Raw genomic sequence first — 13,009 nt, forward strand, 5'->3', positions numbered from 1 at the left:
GCCGGGCAGGTCGCCCGACCGGCATCGGTGCCGGCACGAAGGGAGCACCACGGATGAGCAGCACACGGACACGACGGCGGGTCGCGGCGGCCGGCCTGGCCGGCCTCGCGGTCTTCGCCGCGGGCTGCCGCGGCGGCGGCGAGGACCCGGCCGACGGCGGGGGTGGCGAGGGCGACATCGCCACCGACGTCGGCGTGACCAGCGACGCCTGCCCGGAGGCCGTCAACCCGGACAACGGGTGCATCTACCTCGGCACGCTGTCCGACCTCACCGTGGGCCCCTTCGCCCCGGCCGGTCCGGTCATCGTGGCCGGCCAGGAGGCGTTCTGGAACCGGGTGAACGAGGACGGCGGCATCGGCGGCTACGACATCAACGTCACCGAGTACGTGCGGGACAACCAGTACAACCCGCAGGTCGCCAACCAGGTCTACCAGGAGATCAAGCCCGACATCCTGGCCCTGGCCCAGACCCTCGGCTCGCCCCCCACCGCGGCCATCGTGGAGGACCTCGAGGCCGAGAACATCGTCGCGGCCCCGGCCGGCTGGACCTCGCTGTACCTGTTCCAGGACGCGATCGTCGAGTCCGGTCCGACCTACTGCGCCGAGGCCATGAACGGCGTCGACTACGCGGTGGAGACCAACAACGCCGAGTCGGTCATGGCCGTGCACTACGCCGGTGACTACGGCGGCGACGCCGCCGCCGGCGCCAGCATCGCCGCGGAGGCCAACGGCATCGACTTCGCCAACGTGGAGACCACCGCCGGCACCGACAACCAGGCCTCGGCCGTCGCGGCGATCGTCGAGCAGCAGCCCGACGTCGTCGTGGTGTCCACGGGCCCGGCCGACATGGCCACCATCGTCGGCCAGTCGGTGGCCGCCGGCTACACCGGCAAGTTCCTCGGCTCCTCGCCGACCTGGAACGTCGCCCTGCTGCAGAGCCCGGCCGCGCCGGCGCTGCAGGCGTCCTACCAGCTGCTCGGGCCGTGGGCCCCGTTCGACTCCGACACCCCCGGCCACGAGGCCATGCGCGCGGCGGCCGAGGAGTCGGGCTCGACCCCGAACGAGTTCTTCCTGGCCGGCTGGGCCTGGTCCTACCCGCTGAAGGCAGCGCTCGAGGCGGCCGCCGAGAACGGTGACCTGACCCGCGAGGGTCTGTACTCCGCGGCGTCCGGCCTGAGCTCGGTCGACTACGAGGGCATCCTGCCGGAGGGCTCGGGTGACTACGCCGACGGCGGGGACTCCGCCGCCGTCCGGGTGACCCAGCTGTCCAGCCCCGACCCGGAGGCCTCCACCGGCATCTCGGTCACCGAGGAGGACCTGGCCGGCAGCACGGCCGAGGGCTACGAGTTCACCGAGCCCTGCTACGAGGCGATCGACCTCTGATCGGCTGATCCCGCACCGGCAACGGCCGGCCATCCCCCCGCGGGGTGGCCGGCCGCTGTCGTGCTCAGGCCACCCGCAGCGGCAGGCCCTCGGCCGCGATGAACTCGGTGACGGTCTCCACGACGATCGCGTGCTCCTCGGGCTGGGCGCCGCCGGGGGAGTCGAGGTGGGCGCAGAACCAGTCCAGGTCGAGGCTGCCGCCCAGGGTCAGGTACTCCACCCAGAGCACCTTGGTGCTGACCGGGAGCGCGGTGGCGGCCTGGGCGAGCGAGACCAGCACCGGTCCGGTGGTGGTGGTCCGACCACCGATCGGGATGACGTCGGCCCGGGGGCGGTGGTCCACCGACGGGACGGGGTAGGAGCGGGGGTGCAGGCCGAACGCGGTCACGGTGTGCTCCATGCGCTTCTGGGGGATCAGTGGTTCCCGACCCTATTGCGACCGACCGACCACCGGCCGTCACCGAAACCGACACGAAACTGTACCGTTCTTGTCAGGTTCCGGCCGACGAGTCGTGCCCCGGCCGGGGGTCGTCAGTGGTCGGGACGGCCTGCGCCCGGGTCGGCGCAGCCTGCTCAGAACAGGGTGAGGGGTGCCGCACCGACGGGGGACAGGCCGGCCACGGTGACCCGCAGGCCGGCCAGCGGCGGCAGGTCCGCCGTGGCGAGGAGGGTCGCCGCCGCGGCCTGCCACGCCGTGACGTCGGCGGTGGCCGGCAGCCCGGCCCGGCGCAGGGTCACCGCGGGCGCCCCGTCGCGCGGCGCCGCGCTGATCCGCAGCTCCGTGCCGGTCAGCCCGGCCCGCTCGGCGCGCCGGCACAGCCGGGCCACGCAGGTGCCGGCCAGCTCCGCCGGGGAGCGGTCGGCCCGGTCCCACCCGGTGGTCGAGCCCTCGGCGGACAGCTTGGTGCGGGCGCTGACCGGTCGCACCTGCGCGTCGTCGGTCCCGGTCCGGATGCTGCGCAGCCGGCGGGCCATCGCCGTCCCGCAGACCGCCTGCAGCCGGTCGGCCTGGACGCCGTCGACGTCGGCCAACCGGTGCACGCCCAGCACGGCGAGCCGCTCCCGGGTGGCCCGCCCGACGCCCCACACCTCCTCGACCGGCAAGGAGGAGCGCAGCTCGTGCTCCCGGTCGACGCCCAGCACGTGCAGCCCGTCGGGCTTGGCGGCCCGCGAGGCCAGCTTGGCCATCAGCTTCGTCCGGCCCACCCCGACGCTCACCGGGATGCCGAGCTCGGCCGCCGCCCGGCGCCGCAGGTCGTGCCCGGCGGCGACCGCGTCGTCCCAGCCGGCGGCCCCGACGTCCAGGAACGCCTCCTCGACCGACCCCGGCTCGACCGCCGTCGCGCACTCGCCGAAGAGGTCGAACAGCGCGTCGGCGACCTCCTCGACCTCGGCGTGCGGGACCTCGACCAGCACGAGCTCGGGGCACCGCCCCAGCGCCTCTTGCACCGACATGCCGCCCCGCACGCCGCGGGCCCGGGCCGGGTAGGTGGCGCTGGCGACGAACACGTGGGCGACCGCGGCCAGGGGCGCGCCGGCCAGCTCGGGCCGGGACCGCAGGGCCACCGAGGCGAAGAACGAGTCCGCGTCCGCGTGCAGCAGCGGCCCGGGCGACATCGGACGATCGTACAGGTGTTCGAGGGCTGGCGGGGGAGGTCAGGTGGCCGGGTCGCGGTCGGGGTAGCGGGCCCGGGCGAGCGCGTACACGCCGAACGCGGCGAAGCCGATGGCCACCGCGGTCAGCAGCCAGCGCCCCTGCGGCACGGCGCCGATGGCGTTGAGCGCGCCGTCCAGCCCGGTGGCCGTGGAGACGTCGGAGGTGACGGCGGCGAAGACGACCAGGCCGCCGGCCACCGCGAAGGCCACGGCCTTGGCCAGGTAGCCCACCCGGCCCAGGGCGGCGATGGTGGGCTCGTAGCGGTCCGGGGCGGCGTCCAGGTCGACGTCCTTCATGAAGCCCGCCGTCCAGCCCCGCCAGGCCAGGTAGGCACCGACGCCCACCACCACCAGGCCGCCGGCCACCAGCAGGGTCGCCCCGCCCGGGATCTCCAGCAGGTCGTCGGTCAGGTCCTGGGTGCTCTCGGTGGCGTCGTAGCGGGACCCGACGGCGAAGACCAGCGCGACGACGGCCAGCGCCCCGTAGACGACCGCCTTGGCCAGGCACTTCGCGCAGATGAACGCCGCGTGCAGCCGCCGGTCGGGGTGCAGCAGGCCGGTCCACCAGCGCAGCACCTCCCCGGCCTGCCAGACGGCGAGGGAGAGCAGGCCCAGCCCGATGACCCACAGCAGCACCAGGCCGCCGGGGGACTCCGACACCGTCCGCAGCGCACCGGCCTGGTCGGCGTCGGCGGCGTCGGGGGAGATCCGCCAGGCGACGGTGAACGCCAGCCAGGCGATCAGCAGGTGCACCGCGCCGTAGGCGACCAGGCCGACCCGGGCCAGCCGCTCCAGCCACGGGTGGTCGGTGACCTCCTGGGCGTGCTCCACGGCCCGGTGCGCGCGGTCCAGCCACCGGTCGGGCACCCGGCCGACGAGCCGGTCCATGGTGCGGGTGAGGGCAGGGGGCAGAGACGGCACGCGGGTCAGGTGCGCTGCGGGTAGCGCGCGCGGAAGAAGCAGAAGACGCCGAACGCGGCGATGCCCACGGCGACCAGCGACAGAAGCCACTGGCCGAAGGGGGCCTGCAGGATGGTGCGCATCGCGCCGTCCAGCCCGGTGGACTTCTCCGGGTCGAACGTGATCGCGGCGTAGGCCAGCAGGCCGCCGACGACGACGAAGGCGGCACCCTTGGCCAGGTAGCCGACCTGGCCGAGCCGCTCGATGACGCGCACCTGGCCGGCCGAGGCCGGGGAGGTGTCGATCTCCTCCATGAAGCTCTTCTTCGCGCCCTTGACCATCTGGTAGACGCCGACCCCGATGACCACCAGCGCCGCGACGCCCACCAGGAACCGCCCGCCGGGCAGGCCGAAGACCCCCGAGGTGGTCTGCTGCTGCTGGTCCGAGCTCGACGAGCCGCTGCCGGTGGCGAAGCGCAGGGCGGTGAAGGCCAGGAAGCCGTAGACCACCACCTTGGCCAGGCACTTGACGACCGCGACGACGGCCTTCTTCTTCGCATCGCCGGACCCGGACAGCCCGCCGACGTGCCGGACGATCTCCGCGGCCTGCCACAGCGCCAGCGCGATCAGCCCGAGGCCGAGCACCCACAGCAGCGGCTTGCCGAACGGCTCCTCGGACAGGGTCTGCAGGGCGCCGGACTGGGAGGCCTCCTCGCCGCCACCGCCCCAGGCCAGCTGCAGGGAGAGCCAGGCGATCAGCAGGTGGACGACGCCGTAGGCCACCAGCCCGACCCTGGCGAGGTTCTGCAGGGCGTCGGACCGGCCGACCCGGTCGGCGGTCTGCTGCGCGCTCATGGGTGGACCTCCGTGCTGGACCTGTGGGACCCCCGTGCACGGAGGGTGGCACACGGTCGGGTGGTCCGCCCGGCGGATGGGGGACACTGGGGTGGTGACGTCGCCCGCCGCTGCCTCGACCGCTGGTCCCGCCCCCGCCGCCGTCTCGGCCACCCCCGACCAGGCCCGCCGCTCGTGGCCGTGGTCGGCCCTGCAGGGGGTCGTGCTGGTCGTGCTGGCCGTCGTGGCCGTGGTGGTCGCCGACACCGGCGTCCGCCTGCTGCTGGCCGGTCTCGGCGTCCTCGGCCTGGTGCGCGGGGTGGCCCTGCTGCGGTCGGCCCGGGCCGGGCTGGTCGAGCGGTCGGCCGCGGTGGCCGGTGCCGGTGCCGCCTGGTTCGGCGCGGTGGCCGTCGGGCTCGCGTTCTTCCCGCCGGCGGTGGCCGCGTGGACCTGCGTCGTGGTGCTGGCCGGGGTGCTGGTCGCGCTGGTCGTCCGGGCCGAGCCGGCGCGGCGGGTGCGCGCAGGGCTCGCGGTCGGGCTCGCCGTCGTCGCGCTGGCCGCGGGCACGGTGCTGGCCGGACCGACCTGGCTGGCGGCAGCCTCGGTGCTGGCCGTGTCGGTCGCGGTGCTCGCCGCCGGGGTCATGTCGGTGACCGGTGCGCTCGCCCTGCGCAGGGTGGCGGCGCAGCCCGCGCCGGTCGCGGCCGGCTGCGGTGGCTGCGCGTGCGGCGCCGGTGGGTGCGGCGGTCTGCAGCGCGGGTGACCGCTGGGGCGACCGTGTGCCGGGAGTCAACCCGGAGTTCACGGATTCGTCATGATGTGTGGCTAGCGTCATGGGGGCTGGATCACACCTATCCCCCGGAGGACCCCGTGCGCACCCTCGAACGCGGCGCTTGGACCTGCGCCAACTGCCCCACCACCAACGAGACCCACCGCAAGCGCTGCACCGACTGCGGCACCACCCGGCACTGACGCCGCCGGAGGTCCGCCCGCACCGCGGCGGGCGCACCTCCCCCGCCGGCCGCACGGGTCCACCGTTGCCCGGCCGCACCGGACCCGGCACAGTGACCGCCGTGCGCGCCCTCGCCGTGACCCTCGGGGTCCTGCTGTCCCTGGCCGCGGTCGTGTTCACCGCGGCCGCCGTCGCGCTCTTCGTCGACGGTGACGGCGGCGCCGGCGGTTTCGCCACCTTCGTCGCGCTGGTGACCCTGCTCTGCGCGGTGCTGCTGTTCCGCTCGCAGCCCCGCCGGGCGGTCTCGCGCGGCCGCTCGCCGCGGCGTGCCGACAGCGGCTTCTACGTCGGCGACACGACGCCGTCCTACGGGTACACCGGGGCGGCCGGCGACCAGCGGTGGGGCGGTGACGGCGGCGCCGACCCCGGCCCCGGCCACCACGGCTCCTCGCACGGTCACGGGTCGGGTCACCACGACGGCGGTGGCTGGGGCGGTTCGGACGGCGGGTCCGGCGGCTCGGACGGCGGTTCCGGGGGTTCGGACGGCGGCGGTGGTGGCGGCGGGGGCGACTGACCCGGTCAGGAGCCCTGCAGCACGAACAACCGGGTGTCGGCCTGCCCGCAGGCCACCCACGCCAGCAGCCGCGCCCCGTCGGCGGACCGGCTGAGACCGAACGGCTGCGCCCCGTCGCACAGCTCCACCGGGTCGGCGGCCAGACCGGTGCCGAGGTCGAGGGGGAGCAGCTCCGGGGGTGAGCTCGTGGCGTAGTCGGTGGCGATCAGGTGCACCCAGCCGGCCGGGCCGGCCTGCAGCTCGTCGACGGCGATGCTGTCCAGGTTGGCCACCGGGGTGACCTCGGTGCTGCCCGGCGCCACCGTGACCACCCGGGTGGCCAGCTGCCCCGAGCGGTGCGGCCGTGGTCGTCGTCGGCGCCGCCGTGGGCGCGGAGGTCCCCCCGGTGGTGCAGGCGGCGGTGGCCAGGGCGAGCGCCAGCACGGCGACGGAGGGGGTTCGGAACTGCACGGTCCGTGATGGTGCCAGCCCTGGGCGGGCCGGCACGTCGGTGTGACCCTTGACACAGCCGGACGTTTCCGACTCACTGTTTGCCAACGGCGTCCACCGGGGTGCGTCGTCGATGCAGAGGAGCGCCGCACATGAGGTTCGGGATCTTCACCATGCCGGAGCACCCGCCGCAGGAGAACTGGACGTTGTCCTACGACCGGGACATCGACGACGTGGTGCTGGCCGAGAAGCTCGGCTTCCACGAGTACTGGATCGGCGAGCACCACACCGGCGGGTTCGAGAACGTCCCGGTGGCCGAGTACATGATCGCCAAGGCTTCGGGGCTGACGTCGAGGATCCGGCTGGGCACCGGCGTGGTGAACCTGCCCTACCACGAGCCGTTCCTCGTGGCGGAGCGGTTGGCCTTCCTGGACCACCTCACCCACGGCCGCCTGGAGTACGGGTTCGGCGGCGGCGGTCTGCCCACCGACAAGGCGCTGTTCCAGATGCCCGCGGAGGAGGCGACGCCGCGGATGAACGAGGCCATCGAGATCGTCTGGAAGCTGCTGACCAGCGAGGACCCGGTGGACTACGAGGGCGTCTACTGGAAGTACGAGAACCGGCAGATCCAGGTCGGGCCGTACCAGGACCCGCCGCCGTTCGCGATCGCCGGCCTGACCGGGGTGCACAACTACGCCAAGTGCGGCGAGCGGGGCTGGAACCCGCTGTCGGTGTACTTCGCCCCGCTGCTCGCGGAGAAGAACGAGTTCACCCCCGACCTGCAGCAGCAGGCGCACGCGATGACGACCGCGGCCTCCGCGGCCGGGCTCGACCCGGCGGGTGCCCGGGCGAACTGGCGGATCAGCCGCGAGGTCTACGTCTCCGACGACAAGAACCAGGCCATGAAGGACATCCGCGAGGGGGTGCACCGGTCCTACGAGTACCTGCTGGGGCTGGGGCTGGGCGCGCTGATGAAGAAGGACATCGAGATGCCCGACGCCGAGCTCACCTTCGAGTGGATGGCCGAGGAGCTGCCGTGGGTGATCGGCAGCCCGGAGGACTGCGTCCGGCAGATCCGCGAGATCGAGGAGTCCGTCGGCGGGTTCGGCACCTTCCTGATCAACAGCCGCGACTGGGTGAGCACGGACAAGTGGAACCGGTCGCTGGAGCTCTTCGCCCGGTACGTGATGCCGCAGTTCCAGCGCAACCAGCACATGGCCCGCCGGCTCAAGCTCGCCGACGTCGCCCTCGGCAGGGCCTGAGGGTCGGCCGAGCAGGCCCGGCGGGGATGATGGTCCGTCCCCGCCGGGTCCCCGGGCCGGGGCGCGTGGAGAGGACAGGTGCGTGCCCCGACCCAGTCGCTGGCCCGAGGTGATGGCCGCCGCGGCCAAGGTGTTCCGCGCGAAGGGCTACCACGCCGCCACCCTGGAGGACGTCGCCGACGAGGTCGGCATGCTCAAGGGCAGCCTCTACAACTACATCACCAGCAAGGAGGAGCTGCTCTTCGCCGTCGTCCGACCGCCGGCCGAGCAGCTGCTCGAGCAGACCCGCGCCCTGGTCGCCGCGGAGGGGACCGCGCCGGGCAAGGTCGTCGCGATCGCCCGGGTGCACGCCGGCGTGCTGGCCGAGCACTTCGTCTACGCCGCGGTGTACGTGCACGAGATCGCCGGGATGGGTCGGTACCCGGAGTGGGCCGCGATGGACCACGAGTACGTCGAGCTGGTCCGCGCCGTCCTGGCCGCCGGGGTGGCCGAGGGGTCGCTGCGCGACGACCTCGACGTCCGGACGGCGGGCCACGTGCTGATCGGGTCGCTGAACTGGCTGACCCGCTGGTGGGACCCCGACGGCCCGGCCTCGGCCGAGGAGATGGCCGACCGGGTCAGCGCGACCTTCCTGGACGGCTCCCGGTCCCGACCGGCCCGCTGACCCGCCTCAGGGGCGGGGGCGGTTGTCGACCACCCGGCGGGCCTTGAACGTCTGCGCCTCCTGCGACCCGGCGGCGACCACCTGCACCGGGATGCGGACGTTGACCGCCCGCTTGACCCGGGCCTCCAGGGCCTCCTGCAGGGCGGGGTCGTCGGCCGGGCTGCGGCCCGCGCCGCGCTCGACGAGCACCAGCACCTCGTCCAGGTCCCGCGGCCGGTCGACCACGATCCGGAACTCGGCGCCGGCGCCCGGGGTGTCCCGGACCGCCGCCTCGACGGCGGAGGGGTAGACGTTGGCCCCCCGGATCACCAGCATGTCGTCGATCCGGCCGAAGACGCCCCGGGGGAGCCGCGGGTACGTGCGGCCGCACCGGCACGGGGCGTCGTCCAGCAGGCCCTCGTCGCCGGTCCAGAACCGGATCATCGGCTGCGACTCCCGCCAGAGGTGGGTGGCCACGACCGCGCCGGGGAGCCCCACGGTGACCGGCACGTTGGGGTCGTCGCGGTCCACGACCTCGGTGTAGTTCTCGTCCTGGAACAGGTGCACCCCGCCGCCGGGCTCCTGCAGGCAGCCGATGTTGGTCAGGAACGGGTACATCTCCGACGTCGAGCCGGCCGCCCCGTCGACGACGGCCAGGTCGCCCCACTGCTCGCGCAGCCGGGACCGGACGGCGGGGATGCTGCCGCCGGGCTCGCCACCGACCAGCGCCAGCTCCACCCGGGTGTCGCGCACCGGCGTGCCGAGCTCCTCCGCCCGGTGCGCCAGGTGCGCGAGGTAGGACGGCGTCGCGATGACCGCGTCGACGTCGAGGGCGTGCAGGAACTCGATCTGCCGCTCCGTGGCGACCATCGAGCCGGTGGGGAAGCACCCGGCGCCCAGCAGCTCCAGGGCCTGCACGTTGCCCCAGCCGCCGAAGAACATGGTGAACGGAAAGGTCACCTGCACCATGTCGCCGGGCCGGAAGCCCGCGCACCACAGGCCCATCGCCATGGCCTGGCCGCAGCGGGCCCAGTCCCGGTGCGAGACGCCGTACATCGTCGGCACCCCGCTGGTGCCCGACGAGCCGTGCACCCGGGCCACCTGGTCGCGGTCGACCCCCAGGTAGCTGCCGAACGGCGGGTGCGCGGCCTGGTCGGCCACGAGGTCCTTCTTGGTGATCACCGGCACGAGGGTGGTGAAGTCCTCCAGCGACCGGACCTGGTCGGGGTGGAAGCCGTGCGCGTCGTAGTGCCGCCGGTAGAACGGCAGCTCGGCGTAGACCCGCTGCAGCTGGTGCTGCACCCGGGCGAGGACGACGGCGTCGCGCTGCCGGGGCGGCATCGTCTCCCGCTCCTCGTCCCAGAACGGCCGGTGACCGGCCAGCCGCTCGGCGGTCGACCGGCGGGTGCGGGCCCGGGGGGCTGTCGTCGTCATGCGGGTCCTCCCTCGATGGCCTGCACCGGGCAGGACTCGACTGCTTCCTCGACGTCGGCGGCGGTGCGGTCGTCGTCCCGGACCGCCCGGGACCCGGGCTCGCCGGGGGCCAGCACGCGCGCCGTGCCGTCCTCCAGCACGAAGAGGTCCGGGGCGATCTGGGTGCAGGTGCCCGACCCGACGCAGCGGGACCGGTCGACCCGGGCGGTCACGACCGCCACCGGACCGGCAGCCCGGTCAGGCCGCGGCTGAGCAGCACCGGTGCCCAGGACAGCTCGGCCGCGGGGTCGAGCTCCAGGCCCGGCAGCCGGTCCAGCACGGCCGGGATGGCCACCCCGGCCTCCAGCCGGGCCAGCGGGGCGCCGAGGCAGTAGTGCAGGCCGAAGCCGAACCCCACGTGCGGGTTCTCCCGGCGGGTCAGGTCCAGCTCGCCGGGACGGGCGAAGACCGCCGGGTCGCGGTTGGCGCTGGGCGGGCAGAGGAAGACCCGTTGCCCGGCCCGCAGCACCTGCCCGCCCAGCTCCACGTCGACGGCCATCTGCCGGACGACGGTCTTGGCCGGGCCGTCGTAGCGGAGGAACTCCTCGATCGCGGGACCGATGCCGACCTCGCCGGACTCCAGCAGCGCCCGCTGGTCGGGGTGCTGCAGCAGGGCCAGCAGGCCGTTGCCGATCAGGTTGGTGGTCGTCTCGTGCCCGGCGAACAGCAGCAGCACGCCGGTGGAGATGACCTCGTCGTGGCTGAGGCTGTCGTCGTCGTCCCGGGCCTGCACGAGGGCGGACACCAGGTCGTCGCCGGGGTCGCGGGTGGCCCGCTCGGCCAGGTCGCCGAGGTAGTCGCGCAGCTCGAGCATCCCGTCGGCGGCGCGCTCGTACCGCTCGGGGGTGCCCAGGCCGGCGAAGACCAACGCGGAGATGGAGTCCGACCAGCCCTTGAACAGGTCGCGGTCGGCGGCGGGCACCCCGAGCATCTCGGCGATCACCGCCGCGGTGAGCGGGTAGGCGTAGGAGCCGACGAGGTCGGCCCGGCCCGCACCGGCGACGGCGTCGAGCAGCTCGTCGGACAGCGCCCGGACCCGTGGCTCGAGCGCGGCCACCGAGCGCGGGGTGAACGCGGTGCGCAGCAGCCGGCGCAGCCGGGTGTGGTCGGGCGGGTCCTTGAAGACCATCCAGTCGGCCAGCACGGCGAAGGTCTGCCGCAGGGCCGGGTCGGCGTCGGGCCCGGACAGCTTGGCGTCGACGAAGGGGCTGATCCGGTCGGAGGAGAACCGCGCGTCGCGCAGCGCGGCGGACACGTCGGCGTGGCGGGTGACGATCCAGGACCGGTACCGCGGGCTCCAGTGCACCGGGTCGGTGTCGCGCAGGTGGTCGAACACCGCGTACGGGTCGGCCACGGCGGCCGGGCTGAACAGGTCGAGCTCGACGGCGGTCACCGGGCCAGCACCGCCACGACGCAGCCGTTGCCGTCGATGCCGCTGACGCCGCCGCCCATCGTCTCGACCAGCCCGGTCCGGGCCCCCTCGACCTGGCGCCCGCCGGCCCGCCCGCGCAGCTGCCACACCACCTCGGCCACCTGGGCCAGGCCGGTGGCGCCCAGCGGGTGACCGCGGGAGAGCAGCCCGCCCGAGGGGTTCACCGGCCGCGCGCCGCCGACCGCGGTCACCCCCGCGGCCGCGGCCGCCCCGCCGTCCCCGGGCGGGACGATGCCCAGCGCCTCGGTGGTGGCGACCTCGCCGACGGTGAAGGCGTCGTGCACCTCGAACACGTCGACGTCGTCGGGCCCGGTCCCGGCCTGCGCGAAGGCGTCGGCCGCAGTGGCGGCCACCAGGTCGTAGCCCCACACGTGCGCGGAGCGGTGGTCCCACAGCGACCCCGACCGGAACCCCAGCCCGCGGACGAGGACCTCGTCGGGGGAGCCGTCGGCCGGTGCCAGCACGGCCGCGGCGGCCCCGTCGGAGGTGGGGCAGCACTGCAGCAGGGTCAGCGGGTCGGCGATCATCCGCGAGGCCAGCACCTGCTCCACGGTGTACCGACCGGCGTACTGGGCGCGGTCGTTGTGCTCGGCGACCGCGTGGTTCTTCACCGACACCGCGGCGAGCTGCTCGAGCGTGGCGGCACCGGTCTCCAGGTAGCGGTGGGCGGCCATCGCGTAGAGCGCCGGCATGGCCAGGCCGGACAGGCCCTCGGCGTCGGTGGGCTCCGGGGTGATGGCGCCGTCGAAGGCGGTGCTCATCTGCTCCAGGCCCAGCGCCAGCACCCGCCGGTACCGCCCGGTGCGCACCGACTCGTGCGCCTCGAGGAACGCCGTCGTCCCGCTGGCGCAGGCGTTCTCCACCGTCACCACGGGCACGTCGGTGATGCCCAGGGCATGCAGCACGCGCTGCGCGACGCCGGGGGCGCCGAACACGGTGCCCACCCAGACCGCGTCGACGTCCTCGGTCCCGGCGTCGGCCAGGGCCTCCCGGACGGCGTCCCAGGCCAGGTCGGTGAGGGTCCGGCCCGGCTGGCGGCCGAAGTGCGAGGTGCCCACCCCGTGGACGGCGACGGTCACCGGACCACCGCCACGCGGACGTCGCCGGCCGGGTCGGCGGGCAGCAGCCGCACCGGGGTGTCCATCGCCAGCGCCGCGTCGCCCTCGGCGCCGGCCAGCACCCGCGGCCCGTCGTCCAGGTCCACGTAGGCCAGGGCGTACGGCGGGGTGCGGCCGGGCACCGGGATGCGCACGACGGTGGAGCTCCAGACCCGCCCGGTGGGCCCGAACAGCGCGGGGACGACGGGGCCGCGGCAGGCCGGGCAGCGCGGCCGGGGGAAGGCCGACGGGTGCCCGCAGGCGGTGCAGCGGACGCCCGCCACGGCGGGGCCGTCGTCGGTGCCGACGACCTGCGGGCGCGGGTCGGTCCCGGGGCCGGTGGTCGGGGCGGTCACGAGGGCTGCGTCCCGTGTGG

The 13,009-nt window shown here is 74.8% G+C and carries 15 protein-coding genes; 5 read left to right on the forward strand and 10 right to left on the reverse strand.

Features of this window, described 5'->3' with window-relative positions; translation table 11 throughout:
- The first annotated feature begins 53 nt into the window (after window positions 1–53).
- A complete protein-coding gene (locus LFA75_RS18720; protein ID WP_225235103.1) occupies window positions 54–1,382 on the forward strand; it encodes an ABC transporter substrate-binding protein in 1,329 nt (442 codons plus the stop codon).
- 64 nt (window positions 1,383–1,446) lie between these two features.
- Here the strand turns inward: LFA75_RS18720 and LFA75_RS18725 are convergent, their stop codons facing one another.
- The 4 genes from LFA75_RS18725 to LFA75_RS18740 form a co-directional block, all read right to left on the reverse strand.
- Window positions 1,447–1,770, reverse strand: a complete 324-nt coding sequence (locus LFA75_RS18725; RefSeq protein ID WP_225235104.1) for a hypothetical protein — start codon at window positions 1,768–1,770, stop codon at window positions 1,447–1,449.
- A gap of 185 nt (window positions 1,771–1,955) precedes the next feature.
- The gene (locus tag LFA75_RS18730; protein ID WP_225235105.1) at window positions 1,956–2,999 is read right to left on the reverse strand and encodes a Y-family DNA polymerase; all 1,044 of its coding nucleotides are present in this window, start codon (window positions 2,997–2,999) and stop codon (window positions 1,956–1,958) included.
- A 39-nt stretch (window positions 3,000–3,038) separates the two neighbouring features.
- A complete protein-coding gene (locus LFA75_RS18735; RefSeq protein WP_225235106.1) occupies window positions 3,039–3,926 on the reverse strand; it encodes a DUF1206 domain-containing protein in 888 nt (295 codons plus the stop codon).
- A 38-nt stretch (window positions 3,927–3,964) separates the two neighbouring features.
- Window positions 3,965–4,792: a DUF1206 domain-containing protein gene (locus LFA75_RS18740; protein WP_225235107.1), complete on the reverse strand. Its 828-nt coding sequence runs from the start codon at window positions 4,790–4,792 to the stop codon at window positions 3,965–3,967.
- A 94-nt stretch (window positions 4,793–4,886) separates the two neighbouring features.
- Here LFA75_RS18740 and LFA75_RS18745 point away from each other — a divergent pair, with 94 nt between their 5' ends.
- Window positions 4,887–5,534: a hypothetical protein gene (locus LFA75_RS18745; protein WP_225235108.1), complete on the forward strand. Its 648-nt coding sequence runs from the start codon at window positions 4,887–4,889 to the stop codon at window positions 5,532–5,534.
- A gap of 310 nt (window positions 5,535–5,844) precedes the next feature.
- Entirely contained in the window at window positions 5,845–6,297 is a 453-nt protein-coding gene (locus LFA75_RS18750) for a hypothetical protein (RefSeq protein WP_225235109.1), read from the forward strand.
- 5 nt (window positions 6,298–6,302) lie between these two features.
- On the opposite strand, the gene LFA75_RS18755 is transcribed toward LFA75_RS18750, so the two are convergent.
- Window positions 6,303–6,599 carry a hypothetical protein gene (locus LFA75_RS18755; protein ID WP_225235110.1) on the reverse strand — a complete coding sequence of 99 codons (297 nt, stop codon included), beginning with the start codon at window positions 6,597–6,599 and terminating at the stop codon, window positions 6,303–6,305.
- 279 nt (window positions 6,600–6,878) lie between these two features.
- Here LFA75_RS18755 and LFA75_RS18760 point away from each other — a divergent pair, with 279 nt between their 5' ends.
- Together LFA75_RS18760 and LFA75_RS18765 are read left to right on the forward strand one after the other, a co-directional pair.
- Window positions 6,879–7,988 (forward strand): LLM class flavin-dependent oxidoreductase, encoded by a 1,110-nt coding sequence (locus LFA75_RS18760; RefSeq protein ID WP_225235111.1) that lies wholly within the window; start codon window positions 6,879–6,881, stop codon window positions 7,986–7,988.
- An 82-nt stretch (window positions 7,989–8,070) separates the two neighbouring features.
- Window positions 8,071–8,652, forward strand: a complete 582-nt coding sequence (locus LFA75_RS18765; RefSeq protein WP_225235112.1) for a TetR/AcrR family transcriptional regulator — start codon at window positions 8,071–8,073, stop codon at window positions 8,650–8,652.
- A 6-nt stretch (window positions 8,653–8,658) separates the two neighbouring features.
- On the opposite strand, the gene LFA75_RS18770 is transcribed toward LFA75_RS18765, so the two are convergent.
- The 5 genes from LFA75_RS18770 to LFA75_RS18790 are packed head-to-tail and all read right to left on the reverse strand — an operon-like array spanning window position 8,659 to window position 12,989.
- A complete protein-coding gene (locus LFA75_RS18770; protein ID WP_225235113.1) occupies window positions 8,659–10,065 on the reverse strand; it encodes a phenylacetate--CoA ligase family protein in 1,407 nt (468 codons plus the stop codon).
- Entirely contained in the window at window positions 10,062–10,277 is a 216-nt protein-coding gene (locus LFA75_RS18775) for a ferredoxin (protein ID WP_225235114.1), read from the reverse strand. Before LFA75_RS18775 ends, LFA75_RS18770 begins: the two co-directional genes overlap by 4 nt.
- Complete coding sequence (locus LFA75_RS18780) at window positions 10,274–11,497, reverse strand: cytochrome P450 (protein ID WP_225235115.1); 1,224 nt, start codon at window positions 11,495–11,497, stop codon at window positions 10,274–10,276. Before LFA75_RS18780 ends, LFA75_RS18775 begins: the two co-directional genes overlap by 4 nt.
- On the reverse strand, window positions 11,494–12,615 hold the full coding sequence (locus tag LFA75_RS18785; protein ID WP_225235116.1) for a thiolase family protein: 1,122 nt from the start codon (window positions 12,613–12,615) through the stop codon (window positions 11,494–11,496). The genes LFA75_RS18780 and LFA75_RS18785 overlap by 4 nt, the downstream gene beginning before the upstream one ends.
- Window positions 12,612–12,989, reverse strand: coding sequence for a Zn-ribbon domain-containing OB-fold protein (locus LFA75_RS18790; RefSeq protein WP_225235117.1), 378 nt, complete (start codon window positions 12,987–12,989; stop codon window positions 12,612–12,614). Before LFA75_RS18790 ends, LFA75_RS18785 begins: the two co-directional genes overlap by 4 nt.
- Window positions 12,990–13,009: the final 20 nt, after the last annotated feature.

The organism is Klenkia terrae (genome assembly GCF_900491935.1).
Taxonomy (GTDB): Bacteria; Actinomycetota; Actinomycetes; order Mycobacteriales; family Geodermatophilaceae; genus Klenkia; species Klenkia terrae.